General features: G+C 31.6%; 8 protein-coding genes, 5 pseudogenes and 2 riboswitches. Of the genes and pseudogenes, 9 read left to right on the top strand and 4 right to left on the bottom strand.

The annotated features are described in order from the left end of the window. Nucleotides 1-404: 404 nt before the first annotated feature. The 7 genes and pseudogenes from NSQ08_RS27500 to xerS all read left to right on the top strand — a co-directional run bounded on the left by NSQ08_RS27500 (nucleotide 405) and on the right by xerS (nucleotide 5946). The gene (locus NSQ08_RS27500) at nucleotides 405-851 is read left to right on the top strand and encodes a MarR family winged helix-turn-helix transcriptional regulator (RefSeq protein WP_340780400.1); all 447 of its coding nucleotides are present in this window, start codon (nucleotides 405-407) and stop codon (nucleotides 849-851) included. A gap of 32 nt (nucleotides 852-883) precedes the next feature. After that, the gene (locus tag NSQ08_RS27495; RefSeq protein ID WP_340780398.1) at nucleotides 884-1828 is read left to right on the top strand and encodes an acetyl-CoA carboxylase carboxyltransferase subunit alpha; all 945 of its coding nucleotides are present in this window, start codon (nucleotides 884-886) and stop codon (nucleotides 1826-1828) included. Between the two features lie 123 nt (nucleotides 1829-1951). Next, nucleotides 1952-2070, top strand: a pseudogene (locus NSQ08_RS27490) (IS6 family transposase); the annotation flags it as partial. A gap of 121 nt (nucleotides 2071-2191) precedes the next feature. After that, nucleotides 2192-2338 (top strand): annotated as a pseudogene (locus tag NSQ08_RS27485) (IS4 family transposase); the annotation flags it as partial. Between the two features lie 84 nt (nucleotides 2339-2422). Next, nucleotides 2423-3129, top strand: a pseudogene (locus NSQ08_RS27480) (IS6 family transposase). Between the two features lie 84 nt (nucleotides 3130-3213). Beyond that, a complete protein-coding gene (locus NSQ08_RS27475; RefSeq protein WP_340780397.1) occupies nucleotides 3214-3576 on the top strand; it encodes a YxeA family protein in 363 nt (120 codons plus the stop codon). A 1296-nt stretch (nucleotides 3577-4872) separates the two neighbouring features. After that, nucleotides 4873-5946: a tyrosine recombinase XerS gene (xerS, locus tag NSQ08_RS27470; protein ID WP_016097047.1), complete on the top strand. Its 1074-nt coding sequence runs from the start codon at nucleotides 4873-4875 to the stop codon at nucleotides 5944-5946. Nucleotides 5947-6690: 744 nt separating this feature from the next. Here xerS and NSQ08_RS27465 read toward each other — a convergent pair. Then, on the bottom strand, nucleotides 6691-8175 hold the full coding sequence (locus tag NSQ08_RS27465) for a WD40/YVTN/BNR-like repeat-containing protein (RefSeq protein WP_308027094.1): 1485 nt from the start codon (nucleotides 8173-8175) through the stop codon (nucleotides 6691-6693). 262 nt (nucleotides 8176-8437) lie between these two features. Between NSQ08_RS27465 and NSQ08_RS29970 the strand changes: the two are divergent. Beyond that, a pseudogene (locus tag NSQ08_RS29970) lies at nucleotides 8438-8524 on the top strand (DUF4878 domain-containing protein); the annotation flags it as partial. Nucleotides 8525-8705: 181 nt separating this feature from the next. Here the strand turns inward: NSQ08_RS29970 and NSQ08_RS27460 are convergent. The 3 genes and pseudogenes from NSQ08_RS27460 to mgtE all read right to left on the bottom strand — a co-directional run bounded on the left by NSQ08_RS27460 (nucleotide 8706) and on the right by mgtE (nucleotide 13039). Beyond that, the gene (locus NSQ08_RS27460) at nucleotides 8706-9599 is read right to left on the bottom strand and encodes a cation diffusion facilitator family transporter (protein ID WP_016119303.1); all 894 of its coding nucleotides are present in this window, start codon (nucleotides 9597-9599) and stop codon (nucleotides 8706-8708) included. Nucleotides 9600-10453: 854 nt separating this feature from the next. Further along, nucleotides 10454-11550: pseudogene (locus NSQ08_RS27455) on the bottom strand (phosphodiester glycosidase family protein). A gap of 160 nt (nucleotides 11551-11710) precedes the next feature. Continuing rightward, a complete protein-coding gene (mgtE, locus tag NSQ08_RS27450; protein ID WP_002204015.1) occupies nucleotides 11711-13039 on the bottom strand; it encodes a magnesium transporter in 1329 nt (442 codons plus the stop codon). 277 nt (nucleotides 13040-13316) lie between these two features. After that, nucleotides 13317-13484: riboswitch (M-box (ykoK) riboswitch) on the bottom strand. A gap of 504 nt (nucleotides 13485-13988) precedes the next feature. Beyond that, nucleotides 13989-14165, top strand: a riboswitch (M-box (ykoK) riboswitch). A gap of 188 nt (nucleotides 14166-14353) precedes the next feature. Between mgtE and NSQ08_RS27445 the strand changes: the two genes are divergently transcribed. After that, nucleotides 14354-15481 (top strand): FtsW/RodA/SpoVE family cell cycle protein, encoded by a 1128-nt coding sequence (locus NSQ08_RS27445; protein ID WP_078204003.1) that lies wholly within the window; start codon nucleotides 14354-14356, stop codon nucleotides 15479-15481. Nucleotides 15482-15525: the final 44 nt, after the last annotated feature.

The raw sequence follows: 15525 nt of genomic DNA, 5'->3' as shown, positions 1-15525 counted from the left end.
TAAATATCCGATCCCTTATCGTACAAGGAATCGGATATTTTGTGTCTAAATTGTGTCCAAACGTACAATTTTCTTTTTTTGATATGGTGACCCCATGCCCATCAACTTAAGAATTTAGAATTCCCCCAAAAATTATGAGTTTTTTGTTGCAAGTTGTCACAAAATTTCGTTTTTATGGTAGTTTTATTTTCTTAGCTTGATTGCGATGAGCGGTACCCCATAAAGGCCCCTGATACATAATTGATGTTCTGCCATTTGTAGAAAACAATCCACTTATACCATTTTAACAAGAAGAAATATCTCGTCCATGTTGTAATATTGGCTTACGTTAAGCTTGTGAAAAAATCATATTCATGTATAATACAATTGATGTATGATACATTAGTTGTAGGAGGGTGACCTTTTTGAAAAGAGAAGATGCCTTAAAACTAAGAACAGATATTAAGAAAATGATTATAATAACTGGGGTTTTTGAATCTCAAAATTTGCCCAATGGACCATTTGAAAAACCTTTACCAACTTCTCAAATGATGGCGTTAGAGGAACTAGAGGTGGAAAAATTAACTGTTTGGCAACTATCCAATAAACTTAGATTAGAGACTTCAACTGTAAGTAGATTGGTAGATAAGTTAGTAAAAAAGGGGCTTGTTTATCGTGAAGTAAATGAAAAAAATAGAAGAGAACTTTTTCTGCACCTCACAGAAAAAGGTCACATAACTGTTAATTACTTAAGAGAGCAATCCATTACATTTTATCAAAGTATTCTCAATAATTTATCAGAATCAGAACAAAAAATAGTTGTGGATGGTTTTGAATTATTTATTGATTCTATTTCTAAGCCTTTTGATTAGAGTGAGGTAAATCATAACATTTGGAGGATAAAATGAGTTTGGATTTCGAACGTCCTATTATTGAATTAAAAGAGAAATTTGATGAATTAAAGAAAATTATGAAAGAAAATAATGTAGATTTATCGTCAGAAATTCATGTATTAGAAAAACGTTTAAATAAAATGCAAGATAAAATTTATTCTAATATTACACCTTTTCAACGAGTTCAAATTGCAAGGCTACGTAACCGGCCCACGACATTGGACTATATACCTTTATTGTTTACAAACTTTCTCGAACTTCATGGTGATCGATTATATGGTGATGATAAAGCAATGATAGGTGGTATTGCAAAATTTAAAGGGATGCCCGTTACGGTTATTGGTCATCAAAGAGGTAGAAATACAAAGGAAAGTATAGAAAGAAATTTTGGAATGGCACATCCAGAAGGTTATAGAAAAGCGCTAAGACTTATGAAACAAGCTGATAAATTTAATCGCCCTATTATTACATTTATTGATACAATAGGCGCCTATCCAGGGAAAGGGTCTGAAGAACGTGAAATTTCTGAAGCGATAGCTCGAAATCTATTTGAAATGGCTACACTTAAAGTGCCAATTGTTTGTATTGTAATTGGAGAGGCATCAAGTGGTGGAGCTCTTGGCCTTAGTGTCGGTAACCATATCCATATGTTAGAGTATTCATGGTACTCGGTAATTTCGCCAGAAGGAGCAGCATCTATCCTATGGAAGGACGCTAAGTATGCTCCAGAAGCTGCTGAACATATGAAAATTTCAGCAAAAGATTTAAAACATTTAGGAATTATTGATGAAATCATTCCTGAAATTAAAGGTGGAGCACAAAATGATATAAAATCACAGGCAAAAATGATTGAATCTGTAATCGAATCATCTCTAAAAAAATTGATACTATTATCCTCGGAAGAGCTTATACAACAGCGATATGAAAAGTATAGACAAATAGAGAATTATAAATGAAAATATTTAAAGTCTGTATTATATTTCGGAGGATTCCCACGAAAAAATTCTAAATGTTTTGTAAGTAACCTCTTAAACTGGGATATGCTGATACTATTACTCTACAAAAGATGTGTGATCGGTATGGAAAAGGAAAATTTGTTCAAATGGAAGCATTATCAGCAAGATATTATTTTGTTAACTGTACGTTGGTACGGTACAACTTAATTTTTCGTAATTTAGTAGAAATGATGAGGAACCAGGATTATCCTACCATTATGCTAGAAATATATATGTTATATTTTCTTTTCCATTACCTTTGCACCAGAACCAAAAAATACGCTATTCTTTCTGTAGAATCATAGGAAAGGATGGCGTTTTTGTATGTATCTATCAATTTCTGACGAATTACAATTATTTGCTGAAGAATTATATGAACATCTTACCCCTTCATTTTTGGAAAATCTTGCTAGAGAGCTAGGTTTTTTAAAGCGAAAACGTAAATTTTCAGGGTATGATTTAGCGGTTCTGGTGCAAAAACTTTGAAGTATATGAAAAATGTCTATCAAACTTGGACATACTGATACTAGTACTCTAAAAAAGGATGTGATTGGTATGGAAAAGCAAAATCTATTCAAGTGGAAACATTATCAGCCTGAACTGATCTTATTAACAGTAAGATGGTACCTGCGGTACAATTTGAGCTTTCGCAACCTGGTGGAAATGATGGAAGAACGAGGATTATCAATCGCTCACACAACAATTATGCGCTGGGTTCATCAATATGGACCTCAATTAGAAGAGAAAGTACGCTATCATCTTAAATCAACAAATGACTCATGGAGGGTCGATGAAACCTATATCAAAGTAAAGGGTCAATGGATGTATTTATATCGTGCTGTAGATTCCGAAGGGAACACCATTGATTTTTATCTAAGTAAATCAAGAGATAAACAAGCAGCCAAGCGCTTTTTCAAGAAAGCCTTGGCTTTTTCGTACGTGTCTAAACCTCGTGTGATAACAGTAGATAAGAACCCTGCCTACCCTGTAGCGATTCAAGAGTTAAAAGAAGAGAAACATATGCTTGAAGGCATACAACTAAGGCAAGTTAGATATCTCAATAATATAGTAGAACAAGATCATCGTTTTATTAAGAAACGCGTGCGTTCTATGTTGGGATTCAAGTCATTTAAAACGGCAACTTCCATATTGAGAGGTGTTGAAGCCATGCATATGATGAAAAAAGGACAAACCTCTCAAGGGGGAAGTCTGTCCAAAATCAGGTGAACCTCATTCATCAACTATTCGGTATTCCAGCATAAAAGTGGATTCCGTTAGGAATTTCTTCACTTCTTTATATCTTCAAAAAATGTTTGCACCAGAACCATTAATAAGGAGCGGACAGTATGAAGAAAATATTTGCTTTATTTGCTATTTTAACGGTATTTGCTGTTTTTTCATTTGGTTGCGATATAAGGAGCTTAAAGCTCTATGGGAAAGATAAATATTATGTACAAATTAAAGGTGAAGGCGAAATAAAAGACAAAACACGTGTTTACACTTTACCAGCTTATGATGAGGAGGGAGCAGAAAAGAAAATTAGCTTTACTAGTCACAAAGCGGAAAACGATAAAAAACTTAAAGAAGATGCATTTTTACGTCTTTATGTTAGTGAAGATAACGATAAATCTGTAGATGTAAAACCTTATGAAGAAGTCAAAAAAGAAGATTTGCCTGAGAAAGTTAAGAAGAAACTTAACGTAAAATAGCATTATATAAGGAAAAAGTGGATTAACTCTTAATATGTAGAGAATCTACTTTTTTTATTTTACCTAGCGTGATTTTGATTCGTTGCCTATGTTTCAATTAACAAAACAAACGAACATAACGAACAAAAATAGAGATAGTTAACAAAGTGAAGTTTATGCAGGAAATAACGGTGGTTTAAGGGTGAAAACAGCGTAAAATCAACGATGTATAAAAGGTGTTGTAAATGAAAGTTCTCGAAAGTGTCGCAAACGTTGATATGACGGCATATTTCCCAAAAACCTTGTTTACATAAGAGATATTATAGATATTTGAAAAAAAGGAGTAAAATCCGTCTCAAAATGAAAAGAATTCTTATCTTATTGAGACGGAAGGGAAAATTGCGAAGTTATATTTTAAAATCTGTATTAGAATTAAAAATCACTGTATGTTCACATAAACAAAGTACAATAAAGAATACTTTTTACAGAACTATAGGAAACATTCTCTTTCAATATAAAAACAATTAAGTTTTGGGTAAAGCACAACCTATTTAGTCTTAAATGGTTAAAGTTACCCGTATTGCATTGAAAATTTTTTTAACATGTATTTATATGCTAGCTATACCCTATAAGCAGCCATGTAATCAATATTAAAATGTATTGGTGAATTTATCTGCAACTAAAAGATATTCATACTGATGAAAGGTGCATGATGCATTTTGTTGGATGAACATAAAAGAATTATAAACAGGGGGGAAAATAAACACCTTACAACTTCGCACGAAATACCAATTTTACGCAGAATAATACGATTATATAAAAATCAAATACAGTATCTAGGGATTTCAAGCCCAAGTGCATGAATCTTAGTATATTGGTATACGCCATATAATTGATATTTTATATAAGAAAAATCAAATGCTGAATTACTCATAAACAATTTTTATAGTGAATTACATTTTAATTTATAAGAGCTTTTCTTGTGTTGATCTAACTAACTCCTGATTAACCTTGATTAAATTAACCAATTCACATTTTATAATGATTTTTAAACTGTGTTCATGTATTCATTTTGTTAGAACTTATATTTGAAAATCGTTTTATTTTATATACATATATAATTTTTATCGCCAAATATGAATTTATCACTTGGTTATCTATAACTTTTATTAGAATAATTACACTTTCCCATTCAATTTCGAGTGAATTTTAGTATTACATAATTTAATTATGTAAATAAGTTCGTGTAAAAATTGAATTTAATGCGAACTTGTGTTCGTGTATCTTTTCTGTTATAGTGTATATGAGGTGATTTTTATGGAATACAGCAAGCAACGTCAAAAATCCGTACATCGTAAGAAATTATACAAGAATTTAAATGAAATGCCCTTTTACATAGAAGAATTTGTGGAGTACAAAGAATTGCATGATGCCTCTCCCTCCACCCTACTGAATTATGTATATGATTTTAGAGTCTTCTTTAATTGGCTATTATCTGAACAAATTATTGAATTTAAGCCGATTAAAGACATATCCTTCTCTGATTTGGAAAATTTAAAGAAAAAAGATGTTGAGAACTTTATGAGGTTTCTAAAACTACAACAAAACATGCAGAATTCCTCTGTTAACAGAAAAATTTCAGCCTTAAAGTCTTTATTTAAGTACCTTACCTCCCTATCAGAAAATGAAGATGGAGAATGTTATTTTTATAGAAATGTAATGGCTAAAATAGAAATACATAAAGATAAAGAAACATTAAATGCTCGTGCAAAACGTATGAGATCTAAAATATTCCATAATGATGACGATCAAGAATTTTTGAATTACGTTAAGTACGAACATGAAAAATCTTTAACAAAACATCAGTTATTCTATTTCCTAAGAGATAAAGATCGTGATGTAGCTATCCTTTCCCTTTTTCTTGGTAGCGGTATTCGTGTAAGTGAATTGGCCGATCTTCGTATGGAAGATATAAACTTAAAAGAAAGACTAATTGATGTAATCCGAAAAGGAAACAAAGAAGATTCTGTATGGATTACACCAATTGCATTGAATGATTTAGAAAAGTATATGGAAATTAGAGATAACAAATATGCTCCAGGGAAAGAATTAAAAAATGTATTTTTATCGAAATATAAACATACTGCACAGCCTCTTTCAGTTAGAGCTATCCAAGATATTGTAGAAAAATATACTAAAGCATATGGAAAAAGAATGTCTCCCCATAAATTAAGACATACATTAGCGAATAAATTATATATGGAAGAAAAAGACTCGTTACAAGTGATGCAACAACTTGGGCATACCAGCCAAGATACGGCCTTATTATACACACAGCTTGGAGAAACAACTATTAAAGATAGCTTAGGCAGAATAGGAAAAAATAAATAATAAAAGTTCAGCAATGCAAAATTGCTGAACTTTTATTATTTTCCCTGCTAGAGTAGTGGTTTTAAATGTCATGCATTATTCATTACATATTTAATTTTATTATATAAAAAATACATAGTTAAAATTCTACTTTAATTGGTATATAAAAACTCTCTCTTGTTAGATTAGATAAATGAAAATTTTAGATTCCTACAATTGTTGTTTATGTTAAATGTGAATTTCACGAACACTTGGGAAAATGGGAGTTACCCCCTTCCCCCATCTGTTGTAGAAAGACATGAAACTCCAAACTATTTAAACAAGAAAGTTTAAACTAAAATTTTTTAGATTTACAGAACTAAACTCATCAAAAGTCAGCTCTTTTTTCATTTTTTTGGTGATTACTCTTTTAAGTTGATAGCGATGTGGTGATACCCGTTTAGAACGATATCTTTGCCCTAAAAAAAATCGAACCATAAATTTGCCGGCAAGCTTATGGTTCGATTTAAATTATTTACTTTTAGTAACTACTCAGCCCCTCTATGAAAAAAAGCCAGAAAAGCATCTTTTTAAATGGGCGAGAGGGACTGGCCATGCATAGAAGCGGTCAGGGCCTTTTCCTGCCACGCGCAAAGCTTTAAAACAAAGAAAGGCAGCGAGGTGTAGGTCCATTTTATCTTCATCGCTGGAATTATACCCCTTACCAAACTTCTAAATGAAATGTATAGCTGAGTAGTTACCTTATTTTTTAAAAAAACATTCTGACTATTTCTTTTTCACTTCTTCTACAAATTCCCATGTCTCTCCGTTATCTTTTGATTGATAAAGTGCACTACTATCGCCATTGTAGTCTCCATCTGCCCCTTGTCCAACTAACATATTAAAAACCCCATCTTTCTCATATGGCATACTAGGAGAATCAAAAGGACTTATTGTGGACTGTGTATGATCTAATTTCACTTCATGCGGCGGATATTCTACCTTTTTGAAAGATACCCCCCCATCATCTGTGCGATATAACTCTCCCTCATTACCAGAAGGTCTAACTGCTCCTAAAAACCCAAGTTTATCATTTATAAAAGTGATCCCTGATACACTACCAATCCCCCTATTAAATGGGTCTGGATTGATAACCTCCCATGTTTCCCCTTCATCACTAGTCCTGCTTAATGAATAAAAGGCGCTCCCTAATGCTTTATCTGTCATATTTAGTTTATAACCAACTTCTTTTGATAGGAAAAACTGTTCTTTTTCATTCTTTAAATCTTGTTGTTTCTTCTCTTTAAACCTATCTTCATTTGGAGGCGTCTTTGATTTACTCCAACTTGCGTCACATATTAAATTATATCTAGCAGGGACTAGCTCTTTCTCTTTTCCAGGGACATATATAGATACAGTATATCCAATGATATCAGAAGCTGCTTCTTTAAGACTCTGCCCCTTACCATCCTCAGTAATATTAATAATTCCCTCTGTATTGGATCCCCAATTTCTTTTTCCATAATAAATCAACCCATACTTACTTTCATTCCACTTTCTAACCGTTTGCTTAACTGGAATTGCCTTAACCGTTTTAATTAAAGGTTCTACTAATTTATCATCATCATAATCAGGCTTTGCATATCCGTCTCGTATTATAGTAATATCTTCTGATTTCTTCTCATTATAAGAGATTAAATAAGTTTCTTCTTTCCCATCAACATTTTTCCCATAAACAAATGTATCAAACGCTGTGATTGTTCCATCTGAATGAAATGTAAGATCAAAATCAGTTGCCATATACAATTTCTTTGGCAAAGGATATTTTTTATTTATATCTTCAAAAATACCTTCTACTCCAGATTCATATATATTATTATGTTTAAGTTTAACTGACCTTTCATGTTTTAACCTTTCTATAAACCATGCCAATTTGCCATTGTAATTTATTGCACTTTTATAAATCTGCATCCCATAAAATGATGTAATTGCAACAATAATGATAATAGAAATGGATCTCCATGCTATTGAATTAGTTAATTTTTTAGTTTCATATTCTCTATTTTTTATCACCCGCATTGTAGTAAATGTAGTCATGGATATAAAAAGTACTATACATAATAACAAAATATAAATATTATAATTCATCCTTCCGTACTTACAGTATAAGGCTAACTCATAACAAAAAATCCCGTATACAATTATTAGTATTGGATTTGTTACTAATGACAGAAGTATCCTTTTTGCATTTTCCTTAAATATAGAAATCACTCCTAATTACATGAATTACTGATATTAAGTATACTTTATTGTAAAGTAACAAAAAGCTATTTAATCTTGCCGCCAAAAATACAATAGACATCTGTCTATGTAAATGGCAGATGTCTATTAAAGCCGTTTAAAAATCTAGTTGTTTCATAGACAATGGATTTTTGAGTGAATACTAAAGTTGCTTCATTTGAGAGACAAATATTGAAAATGAACCCTCATATATTAATTCATTCCACTCAATGATATTTATCTTTCAGATTTTGTTGATGCTTTGTATAAAAAAGATTCAAAGGTAATTGTAATTGAATTAGAGAAAATACGCGAAGGTTGGGAAATTAGTAAATCATAGATAAAAGCGTCCTATATTTTAATAGGACGTTTTTTCTTCTATAAATAATGTATTTGAGATGTATTGTACTCATAACTATAAATGTTTTTTAATTATGGACATTATACAAGTCGACCAATTCTCCAATATCTAAAAAGGACGGTTTAACTACTTACTTATATCTATCTATAATTCAATAAACCTACTTCTCCTCATACCATGGGTTTAAATGAATTAGTACTTCATATATTTCTGGGTTCTGATTTATAATAGTAGTTTTTATATCCCTACAAATATCATGTCCTTGCTGGATGCTTAAATGTGCCGGAACACTAATTCTAATATCAATTAATACATAGTGACCATGATCACGTGCGCGCATTCTATCAATTCTTTTTACAAAAGGATGGGCCTGAATTATTCTCTTATATTCACTACATTTCTCGGTAGGAATACCACCTTCCATTAATATATATATTGATTCTTTCCCCATACTAATCGCTAACTTTAATACGAAAAAGGAAACGATAATACCAGCTAAAGGATCCCCATATGCTGCATATGGAATGGAATAGATATTGTTTATCAAAGCAATACCAATTCCAATTACAGCTGCAATTGAGGCATAAACATCAGCAAGATGATCATAAGCAGTTGCTATAAGCCCTTTGCTGCTTGTTTTTCGACCAATTCGTATTGTGTATACATATAAAATTTGCTTCCATATTAATGAAATAATCGCTGCTATAAAAGCAATTATATGGGGTTCTGTCGCTGGTTCAAATAATGACTTTATTGATTCATAAGCCATAAATAAAGCCGCTAAAATTAAAATCACAGCTACAATTCCTGATGATATAACTTCTGCTTTACCATGTCCATAAGGATGATCTTCATCAGCTGGCTGGTTTGAAATTTTCATTGATCCCAATGAGGCTACGGATGCTACAACATCGGCAGCATTATGAATCCCGTCGGCTAATAATACCTGACTTTTGAAAAGTAAACCGACTATAATTTTGATGAGAGTCAGAAATATATTGCTAATTACACTAATCCATGCTGCCAATAAGGACGTTTTTTGGTTAGCATTCATAGTTATCCCCACCTTAACTTTACTCTTGTTTCAAAATATTATTGTTTAATTCAATTGTGTAGTTATAAGTCTATGTCTCATCATTTTAATTTCTTTCATACATTACCCAATAATAAGTGTGTGGGTCTATACAAACATTTTCTCCTATCAGTAAAGGTTTAAAGCATAACTTACTTTGTTCTTTTATCCTTATTTGTTATGAAGTGTAAAAAGAGTGACACAAAATGCCATGCTTTTTTATTCCTTTTACGTTTAGTATTGGAGTTACTTTAACATCCTTAAAATAGTAATTATGATTGAATAAAAAGACGAGAGTTGGAAATTAGGAAATCATAGAAAAAACGATCTATAAGATGTAATACTGAACCTAAAATAATTAAAGATAAATAAGATATACTACACGACGACGCATGTTGTTTAACAATGTAGTTTTAAGGTGTATTATCCCTTTGCTTGATACACCTATTGTTTATGTTTTTTATCACCCTTTTATCATTACAAACATCAAAGCGACTAATGTGTTGCTTTGATGTTTGATGAAATGTTTTCAGGTATGATTACTAATTCATTCTGCGCATTAATCTTTACTCATCTGATCACAACAATTATTTTTACAGGTTGTCCATTTCACATAGCTGTAGCAAATACTATAAGATTAAAAGAATATAATTGAATATGAGTGTAAACTGTATACATTATTTATCCTTCTTTTAACTTCTTGGAGATTTTCCATATGATTGAGTATCTCTATACGCTTTTCTTTAATGAATGTTAAATGATAAAACTTTCAATTTTATGACGCTCTTTGTATGTTAGTTTTTAAAATTTAATTAATCCTTCATTTATTTAAGAATTCATAAATCAGTTGAAATATTTGCATCAAATTCATCTGATTTTTTAGTATCTATTTTTTTCCATCTATTGTCACCCTTATTTCTTGTTTTTGGTTTGCTGTTACCATCCAAGCATTCGGTAAATAACGATCTTCATGGGATAATGTAGAAGGTGAATTTATAACCTTTCCTCCTAAATATAGCGTAGCAGAAGAACCTCCATCCATAGCCATTGCATTTATTGCTCCTTTTTCATATAGAATATCTTGACACTCTTTTAACGTGGCTCCTATGCTATGTGTTTGTCTACCATCTATCACTAGAAACATTATTGTGCCATCTTCTTTTTGAGCCATAATACTTCGTGGAGCAGAACCCCAACCACCGTCTCCTTCTGTGATCATTTTTTCTCCATTTACAATTAACTGTGGCATAAATCCTGCTGCTGAAACGACTTGTTTATCCAAAAGTTGTTGGGTAGAATAATTTCCTGTTATCATTTGTCCAAACTTTGTTAAACCGGTAATAATTGTAGGGGTATTTTTATCTATATTTGTATCAATAGCTTTTCCATTTTCTATTACTATTCCAGTTGCAACATTTCCTCCACCTCTTCCTGTCTCATCAGCAAATCCACTTGCATTCACAGCAACAAGTGCATGATTACGTTTTGCCATTACACTAATTTTTTCTCCCCTGTTAGCTCCTTGTGTTCCTTGATGGCTAACAAGTTTAACATTGAAGGGATTGCTAATGGTAATTAACTTTCCTTCGAAAAGAAAACGACTATCTTTATTACTTTTAATTGTTTCTACATCAATTTCTAATGGCTGATTTTTTAATTCTTCTAATCTTTTTCCTGCTATTTTTTTATAAATGGCCTCATCACTATTTGACCATTTTGGATGATTAATTCTATCTTGCAGTTTATCTAGTTCCTTTTGGGATAGGAATGTATATTTCGCATATTGTGGATGCTGAGAAGTTAGTATACTTCCAGCAATTGTTACACGAAGATCTCGGCCATAGTTAGTACCAAATAATATTCCTATGCCAATAAGCATGAAAATAGAAAAAAGAAGCAAAATTCGTTTGAAGATTTTTCTTAGATGTTTCATAGGTTTCTCCTCCGGCATTAATTACATTCAATGAATCCTTTAAGATATTATTTGCCTAAAGACAAAAGTGTTTGTTTCCCTCATTCCCGAGTTCCCCACTGTGTCTTGGCAAGCAAAGCAAAATACTTATTCTACATTTCGTATTTATTTCAGTGTATATTTACAAATTTAATAACGTTTTTGCAACCATGAAATAAATTACTAATCCTGTTCCGTCAACAAATGTTGTAATAAATGGACCAGAAACGACTGCAGGATCTAATTTTAATTTTCTCAGAATCAAAGGTAAAACAGCTGCAACAAGAGAGGCCCAAATAACAATAAATAATAAAGTGATTGCTACAACTTGTGCAACTTCTGTTCCAACTCCTAGCATATAAGCACGAGTGAGCCCAGCTACCCCAAGTGCAAGTCCAAGAAGCATGCCAATTGCAAATTCCTTTTTCATTACACGGAAAATGTCTTTAAATTTCACCTCTCCAATACCGATTGCACGAGTAATTGTTGCTACAACCTGTGTTCCTGTATTTCCTCCAGTACCTACTAATAACGGTACAAAGAAAGCTAAGGCAACTACTGTTTCAATTTCGTCTTCAAAATACTTTAGTACTGTACCTGTATATGCTTCAGCAACAAAAAGAAGCAATAACCATGGTAGACGTTTGAAGAAAATGCTCCAAATACTAGATTCAAAGTAAGATTGATTTAACGGTTCACTTCCGCCTAACTTTTGGATATCTTCTGTAGCTTCTGCTTCCATAACATTCATTACGTCATCAAATGTTATAATACCAATCATTTCATTATTTGCTGTTGTTACGGGTAATGCTGCTAAATTATAATTCAGTAGCTTTTTTACAACTTCTTGCTGATCAACTTCAGCGTGTACTGAAATTACCTCTTGAATCATGATAGTAGATAATATCTCTTCATCTGCTGCTAGTAATAACTCATGTATGGAAACGATTCCCTTAAGATAACCATGACTATCAAGAACATAGATATAAGATATTGATTCTACATTTTCAGAATGTTCCCTAATGTACTTCAATGTCATTTTTACTGACCAATTCCCTCTAACTGCAACAAAATCACTTGTGACAAGACTTCCTGCCGTTTCAGGTTTGAAAGCCATTAATTTTTTTACATTATGTTTTGTAATTTTATTTAAATACGCCATTAATTTAGCTTGTTTTTCCGGATGAACCTCTAAAAGTAGATCTACTGTTTCATCAATCGGTTGTAAATCTAGTAACTTTTTAGCTTTGTTTTCAGATAAGTGAATTAAGATATTATATTTTTCTTCTGTACTCAAATGTTGAAGAATTTTTGAGCTTTTTAATACAGGAATCTTATCTAGTAATATGACTTGATCTTCAATTGAAAACCGTTTTACTTCTTGCGCAACATCATACGACGGATGACGTAAAACTTTCTCTGCATCCAAATTATTTTGGGTTACAAGTAATTCATTTAATAATTTCTTCATGTTAACTCCTCCTTATATTGCTAAGGGAGACTCTAGAGTTTCATGAGTGGCTTTGTGTTATTTTATCTGTCTAAAATTTTTATTAGAGCATTAATAGTTACATTGCAATCAATTTATTATTTAGAACTACCTCCTTTTTGAATATAGACAAGATAAAAATAAATAACATTAAACAAAAAAACCTTTACTCAAAAAGGAGTAAAGGTTTTTTACAATACAAATAAATGATTATTAAGACAGCTCTGCAAAAATCCCAGAGATGCCTTTCTATCAAATCGTATACCACTCCCTCGTTGAGTTTTAGCACTGTATAGCATAGGTTTTTATAACCAGCTACATTAAAAAGGGCCTTAATCCGACCGTTCCTGTTGACCCATTGGCGTCTCTCGACATTTTTGGGCAGCAGCGTTTCTCTATACAGGAGCCTCACCTAACAAAGATTATTGAATTACTTCAAAATTTAAACCAGAATTTAATATTTGTCAACTAACTTTCGATTCATAATAAATTCTTTTTTAGAGAAATGTAATTCGATTCTATTGTAAATTTGAAATTCAACTTAAAAGATATACAATTAGTTCGAAGAAACGTTATAAAATATATGAAATTTCGTATAGGAAACTTATTGTTTATGATTAATTTGTAACTTTATAGCAGGAGTTGAATTATTAGTCATACCGTACTTCAAAAGAACATTCTTCAAAAATCTTATTTTATGATTAAAATCTTCTTTACTGTTTATCAAATTTATATGGTTAAACTACTTAATCAAATTATACACTACAGGCCGAAAATAAGTATCTATACGAGATGATTAAATACATTTTCTTGCATTATTTCTCAAAATTCATAAAACAATAAAGAATATAAAATTAGCAATATGCTTACTTGACAAGCAAAAGAAAAGTATTTATGCTGGCTACACGAAACAAATACATAAAATTTATATTGCTAAACCTGTTAGGTGAGGCTCCTATACAAACACAGGCTATTGCCCAAAAATGTCGAAAGACGCCAATGGGTAGAACAGGAATTGTCGGATTAAGGCTCTTCTTAAGATAGCTAAGTAATCAATTTCCATTACTTTACGTTGTATAGTGCCAAAGCTCTACTAGGGGGAGGAAAGCTTTATTTAGTCATGCCAATTTAAATCCCCCCTAGTATGTAACTAGGGGGGATTTTTGCGTAAGAAAACAGGGTGTAAGCTATAGAATCTTTCAAAACAAAAATACTATTTAGTAGTTGATGAGAACAAGATTCTACTCATTAGCAAATGTAATATTAAGTGTTAATGTAAATCAGGAGGATATTAAAATGAAAAAAATATTAAAACTCGATTATCTATTGCTCCTCCCTCTATTCATAACATGTACTTTAGGTATTATCATGATGTATAGCGCGAGCTCCATTGTTGCTGTTCAACATTACGGTTATAACAGTAGGCATTTTGTTGATTCTCAATTAACAAAGCTATTTTTAGGAACAATAGGGTTAATAGTTTGCGCTATTCTCCCATATGAAATATGGAAAAAACGAATAGTCTCTATCTGTATTATGGTTGGGGGAATTTTTTTATTAATTATGGTTTTGTGGAAAGGAAAAGTGGTAAATAATGCTCAATCATGGATCTTTGGAATACAGCCAGCTGAATTTCTTAAATTAGGAACAATACTTGTAACAGCCCGTTTTTTTGCATTACGACAAGAACAAGCTAAAAATATTTGGAGTGGTAGCGGAAAACTTTTATTTTTTTTAGCTGCAATTTTTTTCCTAATCTATAAACAGCCAAACTTAGGATCTGCACTTTTAATATTAGGTATAGGTTTTAGCATATTTCTTTGCTCAGGAATAAATATAAATCTATTAATCAAAAGAACTATAATCGGTTCTATTTTGTGGTTACCTATTTTATATCTTTTGATTCAATATAGTTTGTCAGAAGTTCAAAAGACACGTATTACTACGATTTTCAATCCCTTTGTTGATGCGCAAGGAAATGGATACCAGCTTGTAAATTCTTTTATTGCCATTGGCTCTGGAGGAATTACTGGTCGTGGATTCGGAAATAGTATTCAAAAAACCGGTTATCTTCCAGAACCACATACTGATTTTATAATGGCAATTGTTTCTGAAGAACTAGGATTTTTTGGTGTATTTATAATACTGGCTGGAGTTGCGACTATAGTACTTCGCTCCTTAAAAATTGCACAATTATGTGAAGATCCATTCGGCAGTTTTATAGCAATTGGTATAGGTTGTATGATTGGTATGCAATCTGTTGTTAATTTAGGGGGTATTACAGGACTATTTCCTCTTACAGGTACACCATTTCCATTTGTGAGTTTTGGAGGAAGTTCTTTAATGGTTAACTTAATAGCAATAGGAATATTACTTAATATTTCAATTTTCAATAAAATCAAGTTTATTAATTATAATATATAATTTTTCATATGTAATTCTATTTTTTATAATTATTTTTTTAAAAT

This window comes from Bacillus sp. FSL E2-8887 (assembly GCF_038007205.1).
Classification (GTDB): Bacteria; Bacillota; Bacilli; order Bacillales; family Bacillaceae_G; genus Bacillus_A; species Bacillus_A mycoides.
This window is presented reverse-complemented; position numbering and strand designations above follow the sequence as displayed.

Coding starts and splice junctions, on each gene's coding strand:
- NSQ08_RS27460 (WP_016119303.1), bottom strand. CDS start 9,599: ATGAATGCTAACCAAAAAACGTCCTTATTGGCAGCATGGATTAGTGTA.
- NSQ08_RS27445 (WP_078204003.1), top strand. CDS start 14,354: ATGAAAAAAATATTAAAACTCGATTATCTATTGCTCCTCCCTCTATTC.
- mgtE (WP_002204015.1), bottom strand. CDS start 13,039: ATGAAGAAATTATTAAATGAATTACTTGTAACCCAAAATAATTTGGAT.
- NSQ08_RS27495 (WP_340780398.1), top strand. CDS start 884: ATGAGTTTGGATTTCGAACGTCCTATTATTGAATTAAAAGAGAAATTT.
- xerS (WP_016097047.1), top strand. CDS start 4,873: ATGGAATACAGCAAGCAACGTCAAAAATCCGTACATCGTAAGAAATTA.
- NSQ08_RS27475 (WP_340780397.1), top strand. CDS start 3,214: ATGAAGAAAATATTTGCTTTATTTGCTATTTTAACGGTATTTGCTGTT.